The sequence below is a fragment of the Streptomyces sp. NPDC087844 genome, from assembly GCF_044742785.1.
In the GTDB taxonomy this organism is placed as follows: domain Bacteria; phylum Actinomycetota; class Actinomycetes; order Streptomycetales; family Streptomycetaceae; genus Streptomyces.
On the sequence record NZ_JBIUVD010000002.1, the window covers coordinates 624,745 to 641,214 of the forward strand.

At 70.3% G+C, this 16,470-nt stretch carries 17 protein-coding genes; 12 read left to right on the forward strand and 5 right to left on the reverse strand.

What is annotated here, in order from left to right; genetic code table 11:
- Positions 1 to 23: 23 nt before the first annotated feature.
- Positions 24 to 278, reverse strand: coding sequence for a mycoredoxin (locus ACIOKD_RS06355; RefSeq protein WP_402078933.1), 255 nt, complete (start codon positions 276 to 278; stop codon positions 24 to 26).
- A 195-nt stretch (positions 279 to 473) separates the two neighbouring features.
- Here ACIOKD_RS06355 and ACIOKD_RS06360 point away from each other — a divergent pair, with 195 nt between their 5' ends.
- The 4 genes from ACIOKD_RS06360 (at position 474) to ACIOKD_RS06375 (ending at position 4,046) form a co-directional block, all read left to right on the forward strand.
- Positions 474 to 2,705, forward strand: coding sequence for an ATP-dependent DNA helicase UvrD2 (locus tag ACIOKD_RS06360; protein ID WP_402078936.1), 2,232 nt, complete (start codon positions 474 to 476; stop codon positions 2,703 to 2,705).
- A 162-nt stretch (positions 2,706 to 2,867) separates the two neighbouring features.
- Complete coding sequence (locus tag ACIOKD_RS06365; protein WP_402078939.1) at positions 2,868 to 3,182, forward strand: hypothetical protein; 315 nt, start codon at positions 2,868 to 2,870, stop codon at positions 3,180 to 3,182.
- A 175-nt stretch (positions 3,183 to 3,357) separates the two neighbouring features.
- Entirely contained in the window at positions 3,358 to 3,726 is a 369-nt protein-coding gene (locus ACIOKD_RS06370) for a WhiB family transcriptional regulator (protein WP_107020143.1), read from the forward strand.
- Positions 3,723 to 4,046 (forward strand): hypothetical protein, encoded by a 324-nt coding sequence (locus tag ACIOKD_RS06375; RefSeq protein WP_398286814.1) that lies wholly within the window; start codon positions 3,723 to 3,725, stop codon positions 4,044 to 4,046. The genes ACIOKD_RS06370 and ACIOKD_RS06375 overlap by 4 nt, the downstream gene beginning before the upstream one ends.
- 124 nt (positions 4,047 to 4,170) lie before the next feature.
- On the opposite strand, the gene ACIOKD_RS06380 is transcribed toward ACIOKD_RS06375, so the two are convergent.
- Positions 4,171 to 5,559: an ABC1 kinase family protein gene (locus ACIOKD_RS06380; protein ID WP_402078942.1), complete on the reverse strand. Its 1,389-nt coding sequence runs from the start codon at positions 5,557 to 5,559 to the stop codon at positions 4,171 to 4,173.
- Positions 5,552 to 6,745 carry a TOMM precursor leader peptide-binding protein gene (locus tag ACIOKD_RS06385; RefSeq protein ID WP_402078944.1) on the reverse strand — a complete coding sequence of 398 codons (1,194 nt, stop codon included), beginning with the start codon at positions 6,743 to 6,745 and terminating at the stop codon, positions 5,552 to 5,554. The genes ACIOKD_RS06380 and ACIOKD_RS06385 overlap by 8 nt, the downstream gene beginning before the upstream one ends.
- Before the next feature lie 222 nt (positions 6,746 to 6,967).
- On the opposite strand from ACIOKD_RS06385, the gene ACIOKD_RS06390 reads away from it, so the two are divergent.
- The 4 genes from ACIOKD_RS06390 (at position 6,968) to ACIOKD_RS06405 (ending at position 10,884) form a co-directional block, all read left to right on the forward strand.
- Entirely contained in the window at positions 6,968 to 7,564 is a 597-nt protein-coding gene (locus ACIOKD_RS06390) for a M48 family metallopeptidase (protein ID WP_402078945.1), read from the forward strand.
- 151 nt (positions 7,565 to 7,715) lie between these two features.
- A complete protein-coding gene (locus ACIOKD_RS06395; RefSeq protein ID WP_402078947.1) occupies positions 7,716 to 9,419 on the forward strand; it encodes a TerD family protein in 1,704 nt (567 codons plus the stop codon).
- 13 nt (positions 9,420 to 9,432) lie between these two features.
- Entirely contained in the window at positions 9,433 to 10,113 is a 681-nt protein-coding gene (locus ACIOKD_RS06400; protein WP_107020137.1) for an AIM24 family protein, read from the forward strand.
- 15 nt (positions 10,114 to 10,128) lie between these two features.
- Positions 10,129 to 10,884 (forward strand): AIM24 family protein, encoded by a 756-nt coding sequence (locus tag ACIOKD_RS06405; RefSeq protein WP_402078949.1) that lies wholly within the window; start codon positions 10,129 to 10,131, stop codon positions 10,882 to 10,884.
- Between the two features lie 166 nt (positions 10,885 to 11,050).
- Here the strand turns inward: ACIOKD_RS06405 and ACIOKD_RS06410 are convergent, their stop codons facing one another.
- Together ACIOKD_RS06410 and ACIOKD_RS06415 are read right to left on the reverse strand one after the other, a co-directional pair.
- Positions 11,051 to 11,572 carry an NUDIX hydrolase gene (locus ACIOKD_RS06410; protein WP_402078952.1) on the reverse strand — a complete coding sequence of 174 codons (522 nt, stop codon included), beginning with the start codon at positions 11,570 to 11,572 and terminating at the stop codon, positions 11,051 to 11,053.
- On the reverse strand, positions 11,569 to 12,990 hold the full coding sequence (locus ACIOKD_RS06415) for a zinc-dependent metalloprotease (RefSeq protein WP_402078955.1): 1,422 nt from the start codon (positions 12,988 to 12,990) through the stop codon (positions 11,569 to 11,571). The genes ACIOKD_RS06410 and ACIOKD_RS06415 overlap by 4 nt, the downstream gene beginning before the upstream one ends.
- A gap of 190 nt (positions 12,991 to 13,180) precedes the next feature.
- Here ACIOKD_RS06415 and ACIOKD_RS06420 point away from each other — a divergent pair, with 190 nt between their 5' ends.
- The 4 genes from ACIOKD_RS06420 to ACIOKD_RS06435 all read left to right on the forward strand — a co-directional run bounded on the left by ACIOKD_RS06420 (position 13,181) and on the right by ACIOKD_RS06435 (position 16,468).
- Positions 13,181 to 14,344 carry an SDR family oxidoreductase gene (locus tag ACIOKD_RS06420; RefSeq protein ID WP_402078957.1) on the forward strand — a complete coding sequence of 388 codons (1,164 nt, stop codon included), beginning with the start codon at positions 13,181 to 13,183 and terminating at the stop codon, positions 14,342 to 14,344.
- Positions 14,345 to 14,579: 235 nt separating this feature from the next.
- Complete coding sequence (locus tag ACIOKD_RS06425; protein WP_402078960.1) at positions 14,580 to 15,041, forward strand: molybdenum cofactor biosynthesis protein MoaE; 462 nt, start codon at positions 14,580 to 14,582, stop codon at positions 15,039 to 15,041.
- A gap of 104 nt (positions 15,042 to 15,145) precedes the next feature.
- Positions 15,146 to 15,310 carry a hypothetical protein gene (locus tag ACIOKD_RS06430; protein WP_402078963.1) on the forward strand — a complete coding sequence of 55 codons (165 nt, stop codon included), beginning with the start codon at positions 15,146 to 15,148 and terminating at the stop codon, positions 15,308 to 15,310.
- A 69-nt stretch (positions 15,311 to 15,379) separates the two neighbouring features.
- The gene (locus ACIOKD_RS06435) at positions 15,380 to 16,468 is read left to right on the forward strand and encodes a PDZ domain-containing protein (RefSeq protein WP_402078966.1); all 1,089 of its coding nucleotides are present in this window, start codon (positions 15,380 to 15,382) and stop codon (positions 16,466 to 16,468) included.
- The last annotated feature ends 2 nt before the right edge of the window (positions 16,469 to 16,470 follow it).

Consider the following 16,470-nt stretch of genomic DNA (forward strand, 5'->3'; position numbering starts at 1 on the left):
CTGGGCGCCGAGGTTCCTGGCTCTCAGGTAGCGAGGGCGGCTTTCACCTGGGCAAGGCTCGGGTTGGTCATGACCGACTCGTTGCCCGAGGAGGCAACGATCAAGACCGTGGGAACTGTCTGGTTTCCGCCGTTCGCCTTCTCCACGAACGCCGCGGACGCCGGGTCGTGCTCGATGTTGATCTCGTCGTACGTGATGCCCTCACGGTCCATCTGGCTCTTCAGCCGACGGCAGTAGCCGCACCACGTGGTGCTGTACATCGTCACAGTGCCCGGCATGTCTCTCATGCTCCTTCGCTGCAGGGAGGTGCGTGTTCGCAGTGAGGGGAACGTACGCGACCGGGCTGCCATTCCCGTGCGCGGGCGGGCAGGGGCGACGGGGGACAGGCGGCGCCTGCCGTATTAGTACGACCGCAAGCGGCTCCCTGTGGACAACCGGCGCATCCGTCCCGGCCGACCTGGCAGCATGGCGGGGTGACAGCAGCATCGCGTTCCACCCTTTTCCCGCAGGGCACCCACGGCTCTCAGTACCCGGCACCGCCGAGTGGGGCCGACGCGGTGCTCGAAGGGCTCGACCCCGAGCAGCGCGAGGTCGCCACCGCCCTGCACGGCCCGGTCTGCGTGCTCGCGGGAGCCGGTACGGGCAAGACCCGTGCCATCACCCACCGCATCGCCTACGGAGTGCGGGCAGGGATCCTCCAGCCCTCCAGCGTGCTCGCCGTCACCTTCACCGCACGTGCCGCGGGCGAGATGCGCGGCCGTCTCCGCCAGCTCGGCGCCTCCGGGGTCCAGGCCCGCACCTTCCACTCCGCCGCCCTGCGTCAGCTCCAGTACTTCTGGCCGAAAGCAGTCGGTGGCAGCCTGCCCCGCATCGTCGACCGCAAGATCCAGCTCGTCGCCGACGCCGCGGCCGCCTCCCGCATCCGTCTCGACCGCGGTGAACTGCGTGACGTCACCGCCGAGATCGAATGGTCCAAGGTCACCCAGACCATCCCCGCCGACTACGCCGCGGCGGCCGTGAAGGCCGGACGCGAGGCCCCCCGCGACCGCGCCGAGATCGCACAGCTCTACGCCGCGTACGAGGACATCAAACGAGGCCGCGGCGTCATCGACTTCGAGGACGTCCTGCTGCTGACCGTCGGCATCCTTCAGGACCAGCACCACATCGCGGAAGCGGTCCGCGCCCAGTACCAGCACTTCGTGGTCGACGAGTACCAGGACGTCAGCCCTCTCCAGCAACGCCTGCTGGAACTGTGGCTCGGCGAGCGCGACAGCCTCTGCGTCGTCGGCGACGCCAGCCAGACCATCTACTCGTTCACCGGCGCGACCCCCGACCACCTCCTCGACTTCCGCACCCGCCACCCCGGCGCCACAGTCGTCAAACTCGTCCGCGACTACCGCTCCACCCCGCAGGTGGTCCACCTCGCCAACGGCCTGCTCGCCCAGGCCCGCGGCCGTGCCGCGGACCACCGGCTGGAGCTGATCTCCCAGCGCGCCGCGGGCCCCGAGCCCGGCTACGCGGAGTACGCCGACGAGCCCGCCGAGGCCGAAGGCGCCGCCCGCCGCATCCGCGACCTCATGGCCTCCGGCACCCCCGCGAGCGAGATCGCGATCCTCTTCCGTACGAACTCGCAGTCCGAGATCTACGAGCAGGCCCTCGCCGATGTCGCCGTTCCCTACCAGCTGCGCGGAGCCGAGCGCTTCTTCGACCGCCCCGAGGTCAAGCGAGCCATCCACGCCCTGCGGGGCGCGGCCCGCTTCGGAGGCAACGACTCACTCCTCGACGGCGCCCCCGACCTGCCCTCACAGGTACGGGCGGTGCTGTCCGGAGACGGCTGGACCCACCAGCCGCCGGCGGGCTCCGGCGCCGTCAGGGAGCGCTGGGAATCCCTCGCCGCCCTCGCGAACCTCGCCCAGGACTTCGCCGCCGCCAGAGCCGACGCCACCCTCGGCGACCTCATGGCCGAACTCGAAGAGCGCGCCGGCGTCCAGCACGCCCCGACCGTCCAGGGCGTCACCCTCGCCTCACTCCACTCCGCCAAGGGCCTGGAATGGGACGTCGTCTTCCTGGTCGGCGTCGCCGAGGGCATGATGCCGATCTCCTACGCCAAGACCGACGAACAGATCGAGGAGGAGCGCCGCCTCCTCTACGTCGGTGTCACCCGCGCCAGACAGCACCTCTGCGTCTCCTGGTCGCAGTCCCGCTCACCCGGCGGCCGCCCCAACCGGCGGCCCAGCCGCTTCCTCGACGGCCTGCGACCCGGCTCCGTCACCACCGCGGGCCGCAGGGGCGCGACCGGCCCCGGCGGGCCCGGCGGCATCGAGCGCGGGGCCCCGGGCAGCGCCCCCGACGCACCCCGGCGGACCAGCCGCACCCCTGCCCGCTGCCGGGTCTGCGGTCGCACCCTCAACGACGCGGGCGAGATGAAGCTGATGCGCTGCGAGGACTGCCCCTCCGACATGGACGAAGGGCTCTACGAACGACTGCGTGACTGGCGAGCGGTCCAGGCCCGGGGGAGCGGGCAGCCGGATTTCTGCGTTTTCACGGACAAGACGCTCATGGCCATCGCGGAAGCGGTGCCGTCCACTCCGGTTGAGCTGGCCCGCATCCCAGGCGTCCGAGCCCGCAAGCTCAACCGCTACGGAACCGACGTACTCGCCATCTGTGCAGGTCAAGAGCCTGATACCGGTGAAGGTGAGGAATGATTCAAACTCGTCGAGAAAATAGTTTGCGCATGCCCCAGCAATCCCCATAAGTTCTAGAGCACGGAGACGGCGGCCTTCTCGAAGGCCCAGGTTTCGTGCTGTACTTAATAACCGACGGACCGGCTCGCCCGGTCCCAGAGACGCCGAGAGGAGGCGATTCCAGTGATCAGCATCATCACCAGCTCCGCCAGCACCGCCAAAATGACCGATCGCTCGGTCGCCTCCACCTGCCTGCTCGGCTTCTCGAACCTGGGCACCGGTCTGTCCGGCATCGCTGCCGTTCGTCCGGCGTCCCCCGTGTCTCTCGCGACACTCCCTGTCCGCGAGCGCAATGAGCGACCGATGAAGGCACTGGAAGCAGTAGAGGCACAGGCGAAGGCCTATGCCTTTGAGGCGGCCGGTGCCGGAGCCGACAAGCAGACGCATCACACGATGTGGGCCTTCCGTGGGCCTGACCCCTGGAGTGATCCAGCCTGATCGACGATCAGGCCGGCGCCTTCAGGGCCGCGGAACCCCACCCGGGATCCGCGGCCCTTCTGTTTGTCCCCGACCGGGGACAGCGGAGCGAAGGGGCCTCGGGACAAGAAAAAACCCCGGTACCAGCCGCCAACCGGCCAACCCGGCCGGCACGACCAGACGAGGAAGACCAACCGTGCAACTCGAAGCGCACGCCCCGTCCGTACCGCCTTCCGAAACGATCACCCCGCCCGGTTCCACGGAGGACTCCACCTTGACCCCGCTCACTGCGCTGACCGCGCTCGACGACGCCATCGAGAACCTCGGCGTGCCCGTCCCCTGCCGTTCGTACGACCCGGAGGTCTTCTTCGCCGAGTCGCCGGCCGATGTCGAGTACGCCAAGTCCCTCTGCCGCACCTGCCCGCTGATCGAGGCCTGCCTCGCCGGCGCCAAGGAGCGGCGTGAGCCCTGGGGCGTCTGGGGCGGCGAGCTCTTCGTCCAGGGTGTCGTTGTCGCCCGGAAGCGGCCGCGTGGCCGCCCGCGCAAGAACCCGGTTGCGGCATGAACATCACAGGAACGATCGATCGCCCCCTGACGCACGACCCCAAGAAACAGGCCCCGATGAAGCCGTCCACCGGCGAGCCCACCGGCTCCGCGATCCCAGACTTCACTGCCACAGGCGCGAACGACTCGCGTCAGAACAGGACCCGAGAGATGCAACTCATTCCAGAAGCCCTCGCGCGTGCGCATATGCACGAGCGAATCCAGGAGGCGGAGAGGGAACGCCGGGCGATGCGCCTGGTGACTGCCCGCCGTATGCAGCGCCGGGCCGAGCGCGCGTCGCTGCGCGCCCGCCGCGCCCTGGCCATGGCGGTCATGCAGTAAGGCGCACCGGCCGAGAGGCCACACGCAACAACCGCTGATCGCGGGGGCCGGTCCGAACGGACCGGCCCCCGCGGTGCGTTGTGCCTCCCGTCGCGTCGCCCCGCGGACACGCGGGAAGGCGGCCTCACGCCCCGGCTGCCGAGTCCTCCTCGTCCAGTTCCGGCTCCGCGTCCGGCAGGAAGCCGGGAAGCCATTCTTCGAGCTCCTGCCGTAGCCGGACCGTCGCTCCCAGCTGGCACAGCACGCCGATCGTGCTCAGGGTCACCCGGTGGATCAGCAGATACGCCGGAGGCAGATTGAGCTGCTTGCCCAGTTGGTGTGCGGGGGAGCGGGGGTCGGCGACCCGGGCCGCCTGGCTCCGCATCCAGCCCCGGCTGAAGGTGAACTCGTCGACCTGGGCCGGCTCGATGATGGGGAGCAGGTAGTCGAGGACGGCGTCCGGGTCCAGTTCTATGGATTCCCTGACGAAGCCTTCCTCGCAGAGCAGTTCGTAGACGGCCTCCGCCTCGCCGTCGAGGGTCATGCGGAGAGATTCGCCGATCGTCGACGGCAGCCCGTCCGGGAGGCGGTCCACCGTGCCGAAGTCCAGGACCCCCAGCCGCCAGCCGCTCCTGTCGGCGGAGCTGCCGGAACTGTCGGCCGGCACGAGGCGGAAGTTCCCCGGGTGCGGGTCGGCGTGCAGCAGGCCGGTGCGGGAGGGGCCCGAGAAGAGGAAGCGGGCGAGGAGCTGACCGGCTCGGTCCCGCTCTTCCGGTGTGCCGTCGGTTATCACCTCGGACAGGGGTATCCCGTCGATCCACTCCGTCACCAACACCTGCTCGCGCTGGTGGACCACGGCCGGCACCAGCACATCCGGGTCGTCCGCGAACTCCTCCGCGTGTTCCTGCTGCGCCTGTGCCTCCAGGCCGTAGTCGAGCTCTTCGGACACCCGGTCGCGCAGTTCCGCGATGAGGGGCTTGATGTCCATGCCCGGGATCAGCGGCCCCAGCAGCCGGGCGAAACGGCTCAGCTGGTTCAGATCGGACAGCAGGGCTTCGCCCGCCCCGGGGTACTGGACCTTGACCGCGACCTGCCGACCGTCGTGCCAGACCGCTCGGTGCACCTGTCCGATCGAGGCCGCCGCGGCGGGTTTGTCCTGGAACTCCAGGAACAGGTCCTGCCAGTCCTCGCCGAGCCGCTCGGCCAGCACGGTGTGCACCGTGCGCGTGGGCATCGGCGGGGCCGCTTCCTGGAGCTTCGTGAGCGCCGCGCGATAGGGGCCCGCGACCTCCTCGGGGAGAGCCGACTCGAAGACGGACATGGCCTGCCCGAACTTCATGGCGCCGCCCTTGAGCTCGCCGAGCACCTTGAACAACTGCTCAGCGGTGCGCTGCTGCAGCTCACGGCCCACGAGTTCCGCGGACTTGCCGCCGATTCGTTTGCCGAGTCCCCAGGTGGCGCGCCCGGCGAAGCCGAGCGGTAGCGCGGCGAGCTTGGCGGTCCGGGTGACCGCCTTCCGGGGAAGATCAGACATGCGCCCTCCAAGTACCGGACAGCCGTGCCGCGTGCGGCTGTTGCCCGACCATTGTCTCGTGCGGCCCTTCGTCTTCCGAGGCCTGCTCCCCCTTACCTCTCTCCCCGGGCCCGCAGGGGCATGCGGGATGCTGCCACACCGGGCGGGCGTGCCAGTCGAAACCGGGTACCGAGACCTCCCAGCGGGTTCCCGCACTCGACGGTAGCCCCCCGTCCAGGAAGGCCAGCGCGTGCCCCGCGGCCAGCCCCGCGACCGTGGCCGCCAGGGTCAGATCGCACGCCGGAACCTGGCGGGTCCGCCCGGAGCGCCACTGTGCGAGAAGGCGGGGCCAGGCCGGGTCACGGTCGGTGCGTCCGAGGTCCAGACAGCCCACGCAGGCCGTGTCTCCGGGCAGGACCAGCGGGCCGACGACGCCCGTCCCTTCCACGACCCCGGCGAAGAGATGAGGCGTACCGGAGTCGATCAGTGGCTCGAAGGCCGCCGGGTCGGGCGCGTGGACGGCCAGGCCGTCCCGGGGCGCGATGATCACCAGGGAGAGACCCGGGTCGTCCTGCCCGGGAGCGGATCGGGCACCTCCACGGCGGGGTGGCCGGCCGGGGGTCGCGCTGCGCACCGCGCGCCGTGCGGCCTCGTCCCTGCGCTCGCCGACGGACTCCACGGGCAGTCCGCCCGGCGCCACGTCCCAGGGTTCGACGCAGCCGCCGTCCTGTACGTCGACCCGGCCCACGCCCGCGCTCGCCAGCGCCGAGGCCAGGACGGCCCCGACTCTGCCCGCGCCCCGTACCTGAACGCGCAGTGAGTGGCGGGCCGCCAGCCGGCGCATGGCCTCGCCCGGTTCGGGGGCGACGAGGGAGAGCGAGGCGGCGTCGGGCCTGAGCCGGTCCAGGACGGCCGGTCTTCCGCGCAGGGCGTCGGCGGCCGGGCCACCGCCCGTCGCGTCGTCCAGCAGTCCGGCCCGGGACAGCCGCTCCACCAGGCCGTCCACATGGCCCTCGGGCAGGCCCATCCGGCGCCCCTCGTCACGCAGCAGAGGCAGCCCGCGTGTTCCGTCGAACAAGGTCAGGAGACTGCCCGTCGCCGTGTCCATCGGGCCGAGCACCAAAGCGTGCGCGGGTGCCATCCCGAACTGCACGGTGTTCAGATCCCGCCAGCCGCGCCGCAGCGCGGGTTTCACCATCGGATGCATGCAGCGCCCCCCCGTACGTCCCCGTTGTCGTCCCGGTGCGCCGGCGGAGTTCGTCCTGCTCCGTCGGCCGACTGCCAGGATGCCCGCATTGCCCGACGCGTGCCGAAAGTTATCCACAGGCGGTGGATGTTCGTCACACAAATCAAGCGCGTGAGGTGCGGTTCGGCATCGATGCGTACCGGAGACGGGACTTCCACCATGCGCAACGGGTAACGTCGGGGCGTGTCCGCCGACCCTCTGCACCGTGCCGGAAACCCACAGCGCAGCACGACGAGCCAGCCGCCGAGCGGCTCGGGGGCGAGCGCGATCGAGGTCCGCAGGAGCGCGCGACGGCGCAGAACGGTCTCCGCGTACCGTGAGGGCGATCGTACCGTCGTGCTCATTCCCGCCCGGATGTCCGAGGCGGAGGAGCAGCGCTGGGTCACCGTCATGCTCGACAAGCTGGCCGCCCAGGAGAACAAGCGGGTGCTCGGCGACACGGAGCTGTCCGAGCGTGCCGCGCGGCTCTCCGAGCTGTACTTCGACGGCCGGGCCCGGCCCGCGTCGGTGCGCTGGGTCACCAATCAGAACACGCGCTGGGGCTCGTGCACCCCCGCCGAGGGCAGTATCCGACTCTCGCACCGTCTGCAGGGCATGCCCGAGTACGTCGTCGACTACGTCCTCGTCCATGAGCTCGCGCATCTGCTCGTACCGGGCCACGGAGCCGATTTCTGGCGGCTCCTGGAGGCCTACCCGCGCACCGAGCGGGCCCGCGGCTACCTCGAAGGAGTGGTCGCCGCCGACCGGCTCCCCCACCTGCCCGCGGCGCGCGGCGAGTGAGGCACGTCCGACGGCCTGACGCCGAGCCTCCTGCCCGGACCGCCATAAGCAGGTTTGTGTACCGGGTCTGTACCGGCTTCCGCCACGGCTGGATTTTGCCGTTAGCCTGACGCGACGTACTTGTATTCGGGATGGGGGACGGTCGTTACGCATGGCCAGGGAATTCCAACGCGGCCACAAGGCCAGGATCAGTGACCTCACCGCGGGCACCGATCTGTACGTAGGTGTGCAGATCACCGGCCCGGGGCTGACCTTCGACATCAGCTGCTTCGGTCTGGACGCCGACGAACGGCTTTCGGACGACCGGTACTTCATCTTCTTCAACCAGCCGAAGTCTCCCGAGGAGTCCGTTCAGCTCCTCGGCGCGCAGGCGGGTGACACGGAGTCCTTCCGCGTCACCCTCGACAAGATCCCTCCGCAGATCCAGAGACTGTCGTTCACGGCGACCGTCGACGGCGTGGGACAGCTGTCCCAGGTCGCCCCCGGGTACCTCCGTATCGTGGCGGGCGGCGAGGAGGTGGCCCGGTACTCCTTCACGGGCGCCGAGTTCTCCACCGAACGAGCCGTGATGCTGGGCGACTTCTACCTGAAGGACGTCTGGCGGTTCGCCGCGGTCGGACAGGGCTTCGACGGCGGACTCGACGCACTGCTGCAGAACTTCGGCGGCGAGGTCGCCGAGGAGGAACCGGCCGCCGCGCCCGCGCCGCAGGCCGGAGCCCCGTCGTTCGCGCCGCCGGCCCAGGCCTCCGCCCCGCCGGCGTTCGGGGCCCCGTCGGGCCACGCCGCGCCCGCCCCTGCGGCGCCGCAGCCCGCTCAGGGTTTCGCGCCGCCTCCGGGTCAGACGCCGGCGCCTCCGGTGCACGCCGCGCCGACCATCATCGCGCCCATGACTCCGCCCGGTGGCGCCCCCGTACCGCCTCCGGCACCCGCCCCGGCGCCGTACGGACAGCCGGGCCAGCAGCCCTCGTACGGCCAGGCCCCCGGCCGGACCGCACCCCTGCCGCCCGGTTACGGACAGCCCCAGGCACCACAGGCCCCCCAGGCACCCGCCCCGCCTCCGGGCTACGGCGGCCAGCCGACTCCGCCTCCGGGCTACGGACAGCAGCCGCCGTTCGGTCAGGTGCCGGGTCAGCCCGGCGCGCCGGGTGCGCCCGCCGGATACGGAGTGCCGCAGGGCGCTCCCCAGGGTGGTGCCGGTGTCACCGCGGCGCTGCAGGCGTACAAGGAGACGCCCACCGGGCAGCGCTGGACCCAGCAGAACAAGAAGATGGTCCGTGTCGACCTCGGCATGGGCGGCGACCAGGCCGTACTGGCCCGCCAGGGCAGCATGGTGCTCTACCAGGGCAAGGTCGACTTCAGTTACAAGGGCGCCGGGTTCTCCGGCCGGATCGTGGGCAACGCGACCGGCCAGGAGATGCAGCTCATGCGCTGTTCGGGCCGTGGCCAGGTCTTCCTCGCGGAGAACGGCGCCATGCTGCACCCCATCGAGCTGCAGGGCGACGCCGTCTGCGTCTCCGCGGAGAACGTCCTGGCCTTCGACGAGACGCTTCAGTACGAGGTACGCCGCGTCGAGGGACACGGCATTCCCGGAGGCGCCCTGTTCACGATGCAGTTCCAGGGGACCGGCACGATCGTCGTCAAGACGCGTGGCGTGCCCGTCGTCCTGCCCGTGACACCGACGACGTTCGCCGACTGCAACGCCGTCGTCGCCTGGTCCGCCGCCTCCCAGGTGATCGTCTCCAGCCAGGTGCGCATGCGCCGCAACGCCTATCCGGGCGACACCGGGGAGAGCGTGAACCTCCAGTTCCGCGGAGCGCCCGGCAATTTCATCGTCGTCCAGCCGTACGAGGTCTGAGGGAGCCCGTTTCATGATCCAGCAACTCGCGGGCTTCGCCCCGGCACCCGTTGCCGCGCGCATGGAGAACCACGGCAATCACATGCTCAAGGTCGCCATGCAGACCGGAAACGACCTCCTCGCGCGCGTGGGGTCGATGGTCGCCTACGAAGGCTTCGTCCAGTACGAACCCAATCCGCCGGCCGTGCGCCAGATCGCCAAGGACTGGATGACCGGCGAGGGCGCACCCCTGATGAAGTGCTCCGGAGACGGCCTGCTCTACCTCTCCGACTACGGGGCGAACGTCGTCGTCATCAACCTCAACGGCGACGCGATCTCCGTCAACGCCACCAACCTGCTCGCTTTCGACGCCCACCTGACGTGGGGTGTCGAGCGGGTGAAGGGGCTGGCGAAGTTCGCCGGCCAGGGTCTGTGGAACACCAAGATCTCCGGACAGGGCTGGGTCGCGCTGACCTCCCGGGGCAAGCCCATCGTCGTCGACTGCGGCGGCGGCGAGGACGAGACGTACGTCGACCCGGACGCGCTCGTCGCCTGGTCCCCGAACCTCAAGGTGAAGGGCAAGCGCAGCTTCAAGGCACAGTCGCTGATCGGGCGGGGCAGCGGCGAGGCCTTCCAGATGGCCTTCTCCGGACAGGGCATCGTCGTCGTCCAGCCCAGCGAGGACAGCACCGACCGCCTCCGGGTACGGGGCTGAGGGGGAGGACACACCATGCAGAGTTCGCTTTTCGCCTACAACGACCAGCAGTCCCAGGACCGCTACAGCCTGCAGAACAAGCAGATGCTGCGTGTCCTCCTTGAGGGCCACGACGACGTACTCGCCCGCAAGGGCACCATGATCGCCTACCAGGGCCTCGTGGAGTTCGACGCCGAGTACCAGAACTCCGGCCAGCAGCGGTCGCGCGCCCACACCGGGGAGGGCCTCGACCTGATGCGCTGCCACGGGCAGGGCACCGTCTTCCTGGCCAACCTCGCCCAGCACATCCATGTGGTGGACGTGGACCAGGACGGTCTCACCGTGGACAGCAGTTACGTCCTGGCGATGGACTCCGCGCTGCACCACGACGTGATCGCCGTGGACAGCCAGTACGGCATCTCCGGCTCCGGCAAGTACCAGCTCAACATCACCGGGCGCGGCAAGGTCGCCCTGATGACGTCGGGCATGCCCTTGATGCTGCAGGTCACGCCGGACAAGTACGTCAACTGCGACGCGGACGCGATCGTCGCCTGGTCCACGAGTCTGCGCGTACAGATGCAGGCCCAGACGCATTCCTCCGGAGTGTTCCGCCGCCGGGGCAACACGGGGGAGGGCTGGGAGCTCAGCTTCATGGGGCAGGGGTACGCGCTCGTCCAGCCCAGCGAGATGCTGCCGCCGCAGAACGCGGTGATCGGGTCCGGGGTTGCCGCGCAGTACGGGATGGGGCAGCAAGGGGTTCGACAGCAGAACCAGGGCAACGCCTGGAGCTAGTGCCGCGACAGGCGTTCCCACTCCGGGGCCGGTGGATGGCTGCCGGTCCGTCGTGGCCGGTCGCGCAGTTCCCCGCGCCCCTGAAGGGGTGCGCCTGGAGGGCGCGGCTCAAGGACGTGTGTGTAAGGGGCGAGCGCTGTTGCGGTCGCCCCTTACAGGTGCCACGTCAGAGCCTCGCCCGTGTGGTGTCGAGCAGGCGGACGACCGAGTCGTCGGCCACCTGCGCCACCTCGGCGTAGGCGAACCAGCGCAGGTCGAGGGACTCGTCGCTGATCTCCTGGACGGCCCCAGGCTCGGCCACGACCGCGTACTGGACGTCGAAGTGCCAGTGGCACGGCGCCGGAATGGGGTGCCGGTCGAGCCGTACGGGTCCGCCCGGGAGCAGCGTCAGGCCCGCGATGCCCGATTCCTCCGTGGCCTCACGCAGGGCCGCTGCCGCCAGGGTGGTGTCCCCCGGCTCGCAGTGGCCCCCCATCTGGAGCCACATCCGAAGCTTCCTGTGCAGCGTCAGCAGCACCCTGCCCTGCTCGGGGTCGATCACCAGGGCGCTCGCCGTGAGGTGCCCTGCCGTACAGGCCTTCCACACGCCGTCCGGATGAGCCTGGAGATGGTCGAGGTAGGCCTGGCGCAGCTCCTCCTGGTCCTCGATGTCCTTCAGGACCAGGACGGCGTCGTCGTACAGGCTCACTTGTCGTCGTCGCCCTCGTCCTCGTTCTTGTCCTTCGTGAGGTTGGGCTTTTCGGGTGAACCGCTCGCTGCCTCGCCGAGCATCTTGTCCAGTTCGGAGAAGTCCAGCTGCTCGCGGTGCACGAAGCCGTCAGGGTCGTCCAGGTCGGAGGCGGTCGGGAGCATGTCCGGGTGCTCCCACAGGTTGTCCCGGCCGTCGACCCCGCGCGCGTCCGTGAGCGAGGCCCACAGGCGCGAGGCGTCCCGCAGCCGGCGCGGACGCAGCTCCAGGCCGATCAGCGTGGCGAAGGTCTGCTCGGCCGGGCCGCCCGTGGCGCGACGGCGGCGCAGTGTCTCGCGCAGCGCGTCGGCGGACGACAGACGGGGCTTCGCGGCCGAATGGACCACCGCGTCGACCCAGCCTTCGACGAGCGCGAGAGCCGTCTCCAGACGGGCCAGCGCGGCCTTCTGCTCCGGCGTGTCCTCCGGCTGGAACATGCCCTGCTGGAGGGCCTGCTGCAGCTCCTCGGGGTTCTGCGGGTCGAACTGGCCGACCACGTCCTCCAGCTTCGCCGTGTCGACCTTGATCCCGCGCGCGTACCCCTCGACCGCGCCGAACAGATGCGAGCGCAACCACGGCACATGGGCGAAGAGCCGCTGGTGGGCGGCCTCGCGAAGGGCGATGTAGAGGCGCACCTCGTCCTGGGCGATCCCCAGGTCCTTGCCGAAGGCCTCGATGTTCAGCGGGAGCAGCGCGGCCTTGCCGGCCGGGCCGAGCGGCAGGCCGACGTCGGACGAGCCGACGACCTCGCCCGCGAGCACGCCGACGGCCTGCCCGATCTGCGTACCGAACATGGCGCCGCCCATGGAGCGCATCATTCCGAGCAGCGGGCCCGCCATGGCCTGCATCTCCTCGGGCAGGACATCGCCCATGGCCGCGCCGACGCGCTCGGCGACCGGGTCGACGAGCTCCTTCCACACCGGCAGCGTCGCCTCGACCCACTCCGCGCGGCTCCAGGCCACGGCGGAGGAGGCGCCGGACGGCAGTGACGTCGCGTCGTCCAGCCACAGGTCGGCCAGCCGCACCGCGTCCTGGACCGCGGTGCGCTCGGCGGGGCCGACGCTCGCGTCCTTCGTGCCGTCGGAGGTGCCCTGGGAGACCGTCTGGCGGGCGATCTGCTTGGCCATGTCCCAGTTCACCGGGCCGCCCTCGTAGGAGAGCATCTGGCCCAGCTGCTGGAACGCGGCGCCCAGGTCGTTGGGGTTCAGCGAACCGAACATGGCTGCGAGCGGGTTGTCGCCTCCAGGTCCGCCGGGCCCGAAACCGAACGGGTTGGCAGGTCCCTGACCACCGCCGCTCTCCTGGTCCTTCTTCTTGCCCTCGTCGCCGTTCTCCGGCTCCTCCGGCGGAAGGCCGAATCCGAATGGGGTGTCGCTCACGGGATTCCTCGGCTGTTAAGGCCGCCGGTTCGCTCCGACGGCGGCTGCCCTGCATCACCACCCAGCGTAGACACCACAACCGGTTCGGGCCTCGGTGCGTCGCCGACTCGGCGGCTGCGGCAGGATGGATGCCACCTGGTACGTACGCGTCACTCGCGTTCTTACTGAAGACAACCGCTGGAGACGCCTGGTGAGTTCCCCAGATCCACAGGTTCGCGCAGCGCGAAACCTCTCAACCCACTCGTCACCCGAACATCGGCCCGCTCCGGCGGCACAGCGCGCCGACGGGGCCCCCGCCGTGCGCGGCCCCGTCGTCGCGATCACCGGTGCCGCGGCCGGGATCGGCGCGATGCTCACCGAGCGGCTCGTCGCCAGTGACGAGATCAAGCAGGTCATCGCCATCGACGAGCGGCGCGGCGAGTGCGCGGGCGCGCAGTGGCACATCCTCGACGTCCGGGACCCGGCCATCGCCGAAAAGCTGCGCGGGGCGGACGTCGTGGTGCACCTGGCCCTCGACCTCGATCTTGAGACGGACCCGGCGGCGCGTACGGCGTACAACGTGCGGGGTACCCAGACCGTGCTCACGGCCGCCGCCGCTGCCGGGGTCCACCGTGTCGTGCTGTGCACGTCGGCCATGGTCTACGGAGCGCTGCCCGACAACGAACTGCCCCTCTCCGAGGACGCCGAACTGCGGGCCACCGCCGAGGCCACGGGGGTCGGGGACCTGCTTGAGGTCGAGCGGCTCGCCCGGCGGGCGCCCCGCGCGCACCCCGGGCTCAACGTCACGGTCGTACGCCCCGCCGTGCTCGTCGGAGGCACCGACACCGCGCTGACCAGGTACTTCGAGTCGCCTCGCCTCCTGGTCGTCGCCGGTTCCCGACCTGTCTGGCAGTTCTGCCATGTCGAGGACCTGTGCGTCGCTCTGGAGTACGCCGCCCTGGAGAAGGTCGAAGGAGAGCTGGCCGTCGGGTGTGACGGCTGGCTGGAGCAGGAGGAGGTCGAGGAGCTCAGCGGGATCCGGCGCATGGAGCTGCCGTCCGCCGTCGCCCTGGGCGCGGCGGCCCGGCTCCACCGCATCGGGCTCACCCCTTCGCCGGCCGGGGACCTCGCGTACACGATGTATCCCTGGGTGGTCAGCGGAAGTCGGCTGCACGATGCCGGGTGGCGCCCCCACTGGACCAACGAGGAGGTTCTCGCCGAGCTCCTGGGAGAGGTCGCCGGGCGGCACACCCTCGCCGGACGGCGGCTCGGCCGCAAGGACGCCACGGCGGCGGGAGCCGCTGGGGCGACGGTCGCCCTGCTGGGCACGGCCGCGCTGGTTCGGCGGGCGCGCAAGGCCCGGCGGCGGATCTGAGCCGGTGCCGCGCCGCGACGCCTGCCGGCTCCACCGGAGCATGGTGTCGGGTCCACGACACTGTCGGATCCGGGCCGGTACCAGTGCCGGCGCCGGACCCGGGGTGGCGCCGGATCCGTGGGGCTACGGATCCCGGGGCCTGAAGGCGGTTCCGCAGGAGGCTCCGGCGCTATGCGCGCGTGTGCGGGTGAAAGAGCCGTTTCACGGGGCCGCCGGGGTGGGGCACGATGGGGGCATGGCACCCATGAGCGACCATCCCGGTGAGCAGGCGGCACAGGACCCCATCAAGCTTCTGGCGATCCGGGAGACCGACCTCTCCCTGGACGAGGTCTTCCGGGCCGTCGGTGACGACGCCTCCGGAGGAACCGCGCTCTTCGTGGGAACCGTGCGCGACCACGACGGGGGAGCGGACGTCGACGCCCTCGGATACTCCTGCCACCCCAGCGCCGAGGCCGAGATGCGGCGGGTCGCGGAGAAGGTCGTCGCGGAGTACCCGGTACGGGCGCTCGCCGCCGTGCACCGGATCGGTGACCTGCGGGTGGGCGATCTCGCGGTGGTCGTCGCCGTCTCCTGCCCGCACCGGGGGGAGGCTTTCGAGGCCTGCCGGAAGCTGATCGACGACCTGAAGCACGAAGTCCCGATCTGGAAGCACCAGACGTTCTCCGACGGCACGGAGGAGTGGGTCGGGGCCTGCTGACCGCTCAGGTTGCGTAACCCGACCCCTGCCGTGAGCGTTGGACAAGCGGATGGTTAATCTGCTGATCAGTCAGTTGCGGTGGTTCATGGGGTTGGGAGGTCGGCATGGCAGCGCTAGCCTGGTTGCTGATTCCGCTTTTCGCCGCGATCGGTGCCGGGGCCTGGGGCAGTTGGGCGGGACGGAACCGCAAGACCATCGGTGACGGCCACGAGCTCGCCGGCTACTCGCGCTTCCGCGAGGCCATGGAGAAGTCCCGCTCCGACGCCTGATCGGCCGTCGGACCCCCGGACGGGCGGCCCCGACGGTGCGTTGACAGTGCGGTCCCGTACTGTCGTTCCATGCCACGCCGCACCGCGACGATGCTCGCCTCCACCCTGATGTTGATCGCGCTCCTGTGCGCGGGAGTCTTCATCAATGTGCCGTATTCGGAGATGTCACCGGGTCCGACGGTGAACACGCTGGGCGAGCACGACGGCGAGCCTGTGCTCCGGATCACCGGCCGCAAGACCTACCCGACGAGCGGTCATCTGAACATGACCACCGTCCGGGTCACCAGCGCCGACTACAACATGAACCTCGTCGAAGCCGTGTACGGCTGGCTGGCACACGACAACAAGGTGGTTCCGCACGACACGCTCTACCCCAACGGCAAGACGGAGGAGCAGTCGACGCAGGAGAACGCCGAGGAGTTCAGCCAGTCCCAGGAGAGCGCCAAGGTCGCGGCCCTCAAGGAGACCGGCATCCCGGTGAAGTCCTGGGTGATCGTCTCCACCGTCGTCAAGGACACCCCCGCCGAGGGCAGGCTGCACGCCGGTGACGTGATCAAGGCCGTCGACGGTACGGCGGTGAAGGCGTACGACGACGTGGCGAAGCTGGTCACCAAGCACAAGGCCGGCGAGAAGGTCGTCTTCAAGGTCGTGCCGGCCAAGGAACAGGCCGCCGCCGAGAAGGAGAAGCGGACGGCGACCAGGACCGAGGACATCACGCTCACCACCGCCAAGTCCGACGACGGCGGCGAGGACCGCGCGATCGTCGGCATCGAGGCGGGGACCGACCACACCTTCCCGTTCACCATCGACATCAAGCTCGCCGATGTCGGTGGCCCCAGCGCCGGTCTGATGTTCGCCCTCGGCATCGTCGACAAGTTGACCCCGGGAAGCCTCACCGGCGGCAAGTTCGTCGCCGGCACCGGCACGATCACCGACGAGGGCAAGGTGGGCCCGATCGGCGGTATCGAAATGAAGACCGTCGGCGCCCGCGCCAAGGGAGCCCAGTACTTCCTGACCCCCAAGGACAACTGCGCGGCCGCCGCCCGTGACGTCCCCGACGGGCTCACGCTCGTCAAGGTCGACACCATCGACGACGCGGTGGGCGCCCTCAAGGACATCCGGGGCGGCGACACGGACGACCTGCCGGAATGCGCCTAGAC